Origin of the sequence: Camelimonas lactis (assembly GCF_004342915.1) — a bacterium.
Taxonomy (GTDB): domain Bacteria; phylum Pseudomonadota; class Alphaproteobacteria; order Rhizobiales; family Beijerinckiaceae; genus Camelimonas; species Camelimonas lactis.
The window spans coordinates 1-4393 of record NZ_SLWL01000041.1; the positions used below are offsets into that span (position 1 = coordinate 1).

Below are 4393 nucleotides of genomic sequence, written 5' to 3' on the forward strand. Positions count from 1 at the left end.
GGCTGCCCGAGGCGTGGAATCGATGCCCACGATGCCGTGGAATCCATGCCCACGATCGCGTGGAATCGATGCCCATCATCCGTGGAATCCGCACCCTCACGTCCCGACATCACCACCAACCTGGTGATTTCCACCGATCGCCGTACCTACCTGATCGAATTACGGTCCGGTGAAAAACCCTACATGCCGTCGGTTTCATGGTCCTATCCGCAGGTGCCGGGCTTGCGGATATCCGTTCCTGACACGCTGGCTATCCCGGCGGTCGCGGCGCGCAACTACCGCTATGGTCTCACCGGCGACACGCCGCCCTGGCGGCCGGTCTCCGTCTATGACGACGGGCACAAGGTCTATGTCGAGTTTCCGCGCGGCATCGTGCAGGGGGAATTCCCGCCTCTGTTCGTCATCGGTCCGGAGGGCGAGGCGCAGATCGCCAATACCCGTGTCTATCGAAACATCCTGATCGTGGACCGTCTCTTCGGCGCGGCCGAACTGCGTCTTGGCAGCGGCAAGCATCAGCAGACGATCAGGATCGTTCGAACAAGCGGCGTGGTGCAAGCACCGGCCGTCCGAGACAAGGAAGGAGGGCGATCATTATGAGCGAGGCCGACAACCGAGAAAATGCAGCTCCGTCTACCGAAGCAGTTGCGCCCATGCGCCTGCGGGCGGAGCCGCCGCGCGTCACCCGGTTATCGCGCAGGGTGCTTGCCGGCCTTGGCCTGGTCGCGTCGCTCGGCATCGGTGGAGCATTGATCTATGCCCTTCAGACCCGAGATCGCGGCAACAATGGCGAAGAACTCTATTCCACTGAAAACCGGACTACGGCTGACGGTCTGGCAGGCCTGCCGCGGGACTATACCGGCCCGATCCTGGGGCCGGCTCTGCCGGGAGATCTCGGCCGACCGATCCTTAGTGCGCAGGATCGTGGCCAGCCTGTCGTTGTGCCGACAACGCCGGGCGTCGATCCGGCCGAACAACGCCGCCTCGCCGAAGCGGAATCCGCCCGAACCAGCCGTGTGTTCTTCCAGACAGAAACACGCACGACGGCAAGCGCGATAACCCCCGACGCGAATACGACGACAAACCTTGCCCGTCTCGATCAGACTGGTACGCCCACCGCTCAGGACCGGCAAGCCGCCTTCCTCAACGCCGCTGTCGACCGCCGCACCGTTGCGTCCGATCGCGTGATGCCCCCGGCGTCGCCCTATGTGCTGCAGGCTGGCTCGGTGATCTCCGGAGCGCTTATCACCGGCATTCGCTCCGATCTTCCCGGCCAGATCACGGCGCAGGTCACCGAGAACATTTACGACAGCCCGACCGGCCGCATCCTGCTCGTGCCACAGGGAACTCGCATCATTGGCCAATACGACAACAATGTCGGCTTCGGCCAGCGCAGAGTGCTCCTGGTGTGGAACAGGCTTATTTTCCCGAACGGACGATCCATCGTCCTCGAACGCCAGCCCGGCGCCGATACGCAGGGCTATGCCGGGTTAGAGGACGGCGTCGACTACCACTGGTGGGATCTGGCGAAAGCTGCTGGCCTCTCGACGTTGCTCGCGGTCGGCGCAGAGCTTGCCATGGATGACGAAGACCGGCTGGTTCAGGCTATCCGCAATGGTGCGCAAGATACCATCAACGATGCTGGCCAGCAGATCATCCGCCGCCAGTTGCAAATCGCGCCTACGCTCACCATCAGACCAGGTTTCCCGGTACGGATCATCGTCACCCGAGACCTTGTGATGGAGCCCTATAGAGGTTAGCCCGATGACAAAATTGAAACTCCGGCCGCTCGTCGACGACAAGCCCGTCAAGGTGAGTATTGAAATTCCCGGACCGCTATATCGGGATCTTGTTGCCTATGCGGAGCTGCTCAACCGTCAGCAACAAGGCCAATCGTCGTCCGATCCCGCCAAGCTGATCGTGCCGATGCTTCAGAGGTTCATTACGACCGATCGCGGTTTCGCAAAGCAAAAGCGCGCTGTTCTAGGCGTTTCTGGCGCATCGTCTCAAACACCAAAGATTGACGAATAGTGCTAAAGTACCGGAGCAGCCGGCACAGCTCACCGAGCGCTGTCGGTCAGATTGACAATTGCCTTCCACCGCGCTTTTCCAGTAGCCAGGTCCAGAAAGTGCTTCAGTGCAGGATTATGATTCTTTGCCGACCAGACAGCACTAAAGCGAATGTCTTCCAGACCATCCGAGATGGGAACGAACACGACTTCCTTGTGTGCGCCGCCTGACGTTGACGACAATATGAGCGAAATGCCGAACCCTTCTCCGACCATGTTCAAAAGATTGTCTCGTCCGACTCCCTGAATGGATATTCTCGGTTCGGAATCGGATTTGGAAAGCTGCCGCAGTAGATATTGATCCAATTCCGCACCAGCGATGCCGGCCGGGATCAGGAATGTCTCGTTGCGCACATCTGCCCAGGAAACGCTCTCTGCCGTTGCAAGAAGATGCCGTTTTGGCAGCGCGAGGAAAAGTCGCTCGGTCCACAGTTGAACCGTTTTGCAACCGGCTAACTGAGGCTCTCCCGGAAGAAAGGCCACATCGATGCGGCCGCTGAGAAGATTGGCGGCTGCCACTTCGGACGTCGATTCCTCTATTTTGACTTCTACACCGAGGAAGCGGGAATGATATTCGCCTACGAGATCTGAAAGGAATCCGCTTGCCAGGGACGTCATCAGCCCGATTCGTATCTCACCTGTGTCGCCGTGATGCGCCGTTTGCATGTCCTTCACAGCTTGATGTAAATGGGATGCACCGAATGCGGCGTTTTGCAGAAACCGCGCTCCTGCGACGGTCAGTTTTGCTCCGGTGCGACTACGAGTAAAAAGAGGTACACCAAGACGTCGTTCAAGCAGTTGGACCCGACGGCTTACAGTAGATTGGGACATGCCAACGGCATCCGCCGCACGGCGAAAGCTTCCGTGTTCGGCGACCAACAATGCATATCGTAAATATCGCAGGTCAAGCGCGAGATCCGGCATCCAACAGTCTTTTATGCTGTCTTAGAAGTAATCGCTAAGCGACTATTCGGTTCTTGAAGACCGGATCCAATCCCTTGCTTTCGCCTATTCACTTCGCCATTCATCTATGCTGCCAACTTGACTTGTTCGGCCGGTTGTTCCTCGGCCGCTCGCGGGCATGCACGTTGCGTTGCGGTGAGCTCTTCGGATATCTCGTGGCTTCCGGCGGTGAGAACCATGCCCACCCACCCTTGCTGGCCCGCTTAATTCGATAGAGTGCCTCATCGGCATGTTTTATGAGTTGCGCCAGACCAGTCGCGTCGTCAGGATAGAGGCTCACGCCAACGCTTGCACCAAGCACAGTCCTCGTCCCGCCAAGCTGGATGGGCCGCTTGAGCGCTCTTTCGACGCGTCGGCAGACCTGTTCTGCCTGGTGCGGCGATCCCATGTTCTCTACGAGAATCGCAAACTCGTCCCCACCCAAACGGAACACGGTATCGTCGCTGCGAACACATGCGCGAAGCCTGTTGGCGATCAAGAGCAGCGCTTCGTCACCGGCATCATGTCCCAGTAGATCATTGATTGGCTTGAATTCATCGAGATCGATCAGAATAAGAGCGATCATCGGCCGCACGTGGTTTTCATAAGTCGTTGCGATACTGTTCCATTTTGCTGACAACCGCCGCCGATTACCAAGGCTCGTCAACGGGTCTTCGAAGGCGGTGCGTCTTAGCGTCTCCTCCACCCGCTTTCGCTCGGAGACATCCTCGAATGTAGCAATCCCAACCCCTATGTCATGTAGAAGGATGCCACGCTGGTTGACGGTAACGATACCGCCATTCGCCGACACCACGTCCAGTTCCAATGGTTCTACTTTGGATATTCCGGTGGAATCGGCTTTCCGCAGACGGTTCCAATACTCACGAGCTAAGAGTTGCTGTTCCATTTTTGGATAGCTTTGTTCAATCCACGCATCCACAGTTGCAAAATAACTTTCATCATAACCGAAGGTCTCCTTGAAAGCACGATTCATGAACTGAATCTTACCCGTCGGTATTGTCGCCCACGAGATTGGAATTGGCAGAGCATCAAGAATGATGTGCATGTCCCGAAGCGAGAGCCCGGTATGTTTTACTCGCTCAAGAAACTCTTCCAACGCTATCTCCTGTTGCAACTCCGCATCGTTTACCTTCGCGAATTTTCCGTTTTCGAGCATTTCATGGCGTCAGGAAGGATTGCTGTTCCGTATCACGCTTACCTTGCTCGCCCTGCTCGATCATTCTTTGGAGCGGGGGCCGAAGAGCGCTTTAACAACACGCGGGCCGTACCAGTGCGGATTCCACGGATGATGGGCATCGATTCCACGCGATCGTGGGCATGGATTCCACGGCATCGTGGGCATCGATTCCACGCCTCGGGCAGCC

At 57.5% G+C, this 4393-nt stretch carries 5 protein-coding genes; 3 read left to right on the forward strand and 2 right to left on the reverse strand.

The window, feature by feature from the left end:
• From EV666_RS17970 to EV666_RS17980, 3 genes are all read left to right on the forward strand, one after another.
• A partial coding sequence (locus EV666_RS17970) for a TrbG/VirB9 family P-type conjugative transfer protein (protein WP_165910083.1) occupies positions 1–597 on the forward strand: 597 nt, incomplete at its 5' end.
• Complete coding sequence (locus tag EV666_RS17975) at positions 594–1757, forward strand: TraB/TrbI/VirB10 family type IV secretion system protein (RefSeq protein WP_207906456.1); 1164 nt, start codon at positions 594–596, stop codon at positions 1755–1757. The genes EV666_RS17970 and EV666_RS17975, both read left to right, overlap by 4 nt.
• Before the next feature lie 4 nt (positions 1758–1761).
• Positions 1762–2028: a DUF2274 domain-containing protein gene (locus tag EV666_RS17980; protein WP_132011012.1), complete on the forward strand. Its 267-nt coding sequence runs from the start codon at positions 1762–1764 to the stop codon at positions 2026–2028.
• Positions 2029–2057: 29 nt separating this feature from the next.
• On the opposite strand, the gene EV666_RS17985 is transcribed toward EV666_RS17980, so the two are convergent.
• Both EV666_RS17985 and EV666_RS17990 read right to left on the reverse strand, forming a co-directional pair.
• Positions 2058–2990, reverse strand: coding sequence for a LysR family transcriptional regulator (locus EV666_RS17985; RefSeq protein WP_132011014.1), 933 nt, complete (start codon positions 2988–2990; stop codon positions 2058–2060).
• A 100-nt stretch (positions 2991–3090) separates the two neighbouring features.
• Positions 3091–4185: a sensor domain-containing diguanylate cyclase gene (locus tag EV666_RS17990; RefSeq protein ID WP_132011016.1), complete on the reverse strand. Its 1095-nt coding sequence runs from the start codon at positions 4183–4185 to the stop codon at positions 3091–3093.
• Positions 4186–4393 lie beyond the last annotated feature (208 nt).

Excerpts from the sequence above, each read along its gene's own strand:
- EV666_RS17985 (WP_132011014.1), bottom strand. The coding sequence starts at position 2,990 with ATGCCGGATCTCGCGCTTGACCTGCGATATTTACGATATGCATTGTTG.
- EV666_RS17990 (WP_132011016.1), bottom strand. The coding sequence starts at position 4,185 with ATGCTCGAAAACGGAAAATTCGCGAAGGTAAACGATGCGGAGTTGCAA.
- EV666_RS17975 (WP_207906456.1), top strand. The coding sequence starts at position 594 with ATGAGCGAGGCCGACAACCGAGAAAATGCAGCTCCGTCTACCGAAGCA.
- EV666_RS17980 (WP_132011012.1), top strand. The coding sequence starts at position 1,762 with ATGACAAAATTGAAACTCCGGCCGCTCGTCGACGACAAGCCCGTCAAG.